8 protein-coding genes are annotated in these 3,079 nt (G+C 34.7%); all 8 read left to right on the forward strand.

The features are described from left to right. Nucleotides 1-8 precede the first annotated feature (8 nt). The gene (gene rplN / locus VMW81_09460) at nucleotides 9-320 is read left to right on the forward strand and encodes a 50S ribosomal protein L14 (GenBank protein HUU51164.1); all 312 of its coding nucleotides are present in this window, start codon (nucleotides 9-11) and stop codon (nucleotides 318-320) included. A 37-nt stretch (nucleotides 321-357) separates the two neighbouring features. After that, entirely contained in the window at nucleotides 358-681 is a 324-nt protein-coding gene (rplX, locus tag VMW81_09465; GenBank protein HUU51165.1) for a 50S ribosomal protein L24, read from the forward strand. Nucleotides 682-698: 17 nt separating this feature from the next. Then, entirely contained in the window at nucleotides 699-1,238 is a 540-nt protein-coding gene (gene rplE / locus VMW81_09470; protein HUU51166.1) for a 50S ribosomal protein L5, read from the forward strand. A gap of 20 nt (nucleotides 1,239-1,258) precedes the next feature. Next, nucleotides 1,259-1,444, forward strand: a complete 186-nt coding sequence (locus tag VMW81_09475) for a type Z 30S ribosomal protein S14 (GenBank protein HUU51167.1) — start codon at nucleotides 1,259-1,261, stop codon at nucleotides 1,442-1,444. A gap of 28 nt (nucleotides 1,445-1,472) precedes the next feature. Then, complete coding sequence (rpsH, locus tag VMW81_09480) at nucleotides 1,473-1,874, forward strand: 30S ribosomal protein S8 (protein ID HUU51168.1); 402 nt, start codon at nucleotides 1,473-1,475, stop codon at nucleotides 1,872-1,874. Nucleotides 1,875-1,923: 49 nt separating this feature from the next. Continuing rightward, on the forward strand, nucleotides 1,924-2,454 hold the full coding sequence (gene rplF, locus VMW81_09485) for a 50S ribosomal protein L6 (protein HUU51169.1): 531 nt from the start codon (nucleotides 1,924-1,926) through the stop codon (nucleotides 2,452-2,454). A gap of 9 nt (nucleotides 2,455-2,463) precedes the next feature. Then, nucleotides 2,464-2,835 (forward strand): 50S ribosomal protein L18, encoded by a 372-nt coding sequence (gene rplR / locus VMW81_09490; GenBank protein ID HUU51170.1) that lies wholly within the window; start codon nucleotides 2,464-2,466, stop codon nucleotides 2,833-2,835. Nucleotides 2,836-2,853: 18 nt separating this feature from the next. Continuing rightward, nucleotides 2,854-3,079 (forward strand): 30S ribosomal protein S5 (gene rpsE / locus VMW81_09495; protein ID HUU51171.1); only part of this gene is annotated, 226 nt, incomplete at its 3' end.

Below are 3,079 nucleotides of genomic sequence, written 5' to 3' on the forward strand. Positions count from 1 at the left end.
GAAAAGCCATGTGTATCAAGGTCTTGGGTGGCACGAGAAAGAGATATGCTAAATTAGGTGATATCATTGTTGTAAGTATTAAAGAAGCGCTTCCTAACAGTCCTGTAAAAAAAGGGGATGTTAAACGTGCAGTAGTGGTAAGGACTTCAAAAGAGCAAAAAAGAATGGATGGTTCCTACATTAAATTTGATAAAAATTCTGCTGTATTGATAAATGAACTAAAAGAACCGATGGGAACACGAATCTTTGGTCCAGTTGCAAGAGAGTTAAGGGCAAAAAAATTTATTAAGATTATCTCTCTTGCTCCTGAGGTTCTTTAATGGATATTTCTTATAGATAGAGAAAGTATGATAAGAAATGAAACTCAAAATTAAAAAAAATGACAATATAGAGGTAATTGCTGGAAAAGAAAAGGGTAAAAAAGGCAAAGTATTATTAGTTTTTCCCAAAGAACAGCGTTTAATTGTGGAAAAGATAAATATGATAAAAAGACATACCCGCCCTAGCCAAAAGACCAAGCAGGGGGGAATTGTAGAAAGAGAGGGGAAATTCCATATCTCTAATGTATTGCTGATTTGTAGTAAATGTAATAGAGGTGTAAGAGTTGGATGCAAAATCCTTGAAAGTGGGGAAAGGGTGAGGGTTTGTAAGAAATGTGGTGAGGAGTTAGATAAGGTATAATTTTTTAAGGAGTAGTTGTGGCACGGTTAAAAGAAATATATAAAGAAAAGATCATCTCTGGGCTTATGAAGGAGTTCAGTTATAAGAATGTTATGCAGGTACCCAAGCTAGAAAAGATAGTGGTAAATATGGGATTAGGTGAGGCGGTTCAGGATGCAAAAGTTCTTGATCATGCTGTGGAGGAAATGATGAGTATAACAGGACAAAGACCTGTGATAACAAAAGCAAAAAAATCTATTTCTAATTTTAAATTAAGGGCAGGGATGCAAATCGGCTGTAAAGCGACGCTCAGAAAAGAGAGAATGTATGAATTCTTTGATCGCCTTGTTAATATAGCCTTACCTAGGATAAGGGATTTTAAAGGAGTGTCAGATAAGGGATTTGATGGAAGAGGCAACTATTCTTTGGGGATTAGAGAACAAATCATATTCCCTGAGATTAATTATGACAAAATAAATAAAATTCAAGGAATGGGTATTGTTATCGTTACTACAGCTAAAACAGATGAGGAAGGAAAGGCACTTTTAAGATTTTTAGGGATTCCTTTTAGAAATTAGAAAAAATTGAGGGTATTTGAGTGGCGAAGAAATGTCTTATAGCGAAAGCTAACAGAAAACCTAAATTTGATGTTCGTAAATATAACAGATGTAAAATCTGTGGAAGACCAAGGGCATACTTGCGAAAATTTGAGATGTGCAGGATATGTTTTAGAGAGTTAGCTTTGAAGGGTGAAATTCCTGGTGTAATCAAGGCTAGCTGGTAATTTAAATACAAAGCATTTGGAGAAAAAAATGTCTATGACAGATTCGGTGGCAGATATGTTAACAAGGATAAGAAATGCCTCTATTGCTAAGCTGGATATTGTGAATATTCCTCCTTCAAAATTAAAAGAAAAGATAGCCAATATCCTTAGAGGGGAAGGGTATATAAAGGATTATAGCGTTATAAATGATAGTAAAAAGGGTGTCTTGAGGATTGAATTAATCTATCATGATAAAAATAAAGAGTGTATTCTCCAAGGCTTAAAAAAAATTAGCAAGCCTGGAAGAAGAGTGTATGTGACGAGCAAAGAAATTCCTAAAGTTCTCAACGGACTGGGGATTGCAATTTTATCAACTAATAAGGGTGTACTAACTGATAAAGAGTGCAGAAAGCTCAACGCTGGCGGCGAAGTCCTTTGCTATATATGGTAAAGATCTTCTGTGAAATATTTTTCACTTAATTAAACAGGGAAAGATAAAAATGTCAAGGATAGGTAAACTACCTATAGAAATTCCTTCCGATGTAGACGTAACCATTGAAGGAGAGAAAATAAGTGTCAAAGGGTCTAAAGGTACTTTAAATTTTCTCGTCCATAAAAAGATAAAGATTTTAAAAGAAGATAATAAGATTATTCTAGAAAGATCTTCAGACTCGAGTTTTGATAAGTCCCTACATGGATTAACGAGGACTCTTATAAATAATATGTTGGTAGGCGTTGTAGAGGGATTTCAAAAGGAGTTAGAAATTAGCGGTATAGGATATAGGGCAGCGGTTCAAGGGAATAACCTTGTTTTATCTCTGGGCTACTCAAATCCAATAAATTATAGAATTCCCGAAGGAATAAGCTTTGAAGTTGATAAAAATCGTTTGACAGTAAAGGGGATTGATAAGGAACTTGTAGGAAGAGTTGCTGCAGAGATAAGAAGTTTTAGAAAAATAGAGCCTTATAAGGGTAAGGGAGTTAAATATTTAAACGAAAGAATAAAAAGAAAGGTTGGCAAGACCAGTTAATTAAGGAAGATTAGCATGGCTCTCAATGAAAAAGTTATAAAAAGATTAGTAAGAAAGAAAAGAATTAGAAGTAAAGTTAAAGGGACAAAAGATAGACCCAGATTAACTGTCTTTAAAAGTCTAAAACATATCTATGCCCAGATTATAGATGATTCAGAAGGACATGTCTTAGTTTCATCATCAAGCCTTAGCAAGAAATTTAAGGAGAAGATGAAGACAGGAGGAAATATCAAGGCTGCCAAGTTATTAGGAGAGATAATCGCTGAGGAAGCCTTGCAAAAAAAGATAACAAAAGTAGTCTTTGACAGAAATGGATGCCAATTTCATGGAAGAATCAAATCAATGGCAGATTCAATAAGAGAAAAAGGGATACAATTTTGATCGATTGAGGAGGAAAATTTGGAAAACAATAATAATGAGACTCAAACTCCAGAATTAGTTGATAAGATTATTAAAATAAATAGAGTTGCCAAGGTTGTAAAAGGAGGGAGGCGCTTTAGTTTTAGTGCCCTTGTTGTTGTGGGTGATAAGGCTGGAAAGGTAGGAATCGGTATGGGCAAGGCAAATGAGGTGCCTGAAGCTATTAGAAAAGGAATTGAAAAGGCTAAAAAGAATATGATTGATG

The sequence above is a fragment of the Nitrospinota bacterium genome, assembly GCA_035528715.1.
Lineage (GTDB): Bacteria > JADFOP01 > JADFOP01 > DATKYB01 > DATKYB01 > DATKYB01.

Bases quoted from the DNA above. Each gene is read 5' to 3' on its own strand.
- rpsH (HUU51168.1), top strand. From the start codon at position 1,473: ATGTCTATGACAGATTCGGTGGCAGATATGTTAACAAGGATAAGAAAT.
- rplN (HUU51164.1), top strand. From the start codon at position 9: ATGTGTATCAAGGTCTTGGGTGGCACGAGAAAGAGATATGCTAAATTA.
- rplX (HUU51165.1), top strand. From the start codon at position 358: ATGAAACTCAAAATTAAAAAAAATGACAATATAGAGGTAATTGCTGGA.
- rplF (HUU51169.1), top strand. From the start codon at position 1,924: ATGTCAAGGATAGGTAAACTACCTATAGAAATTCCTTCCGATGTAGAC.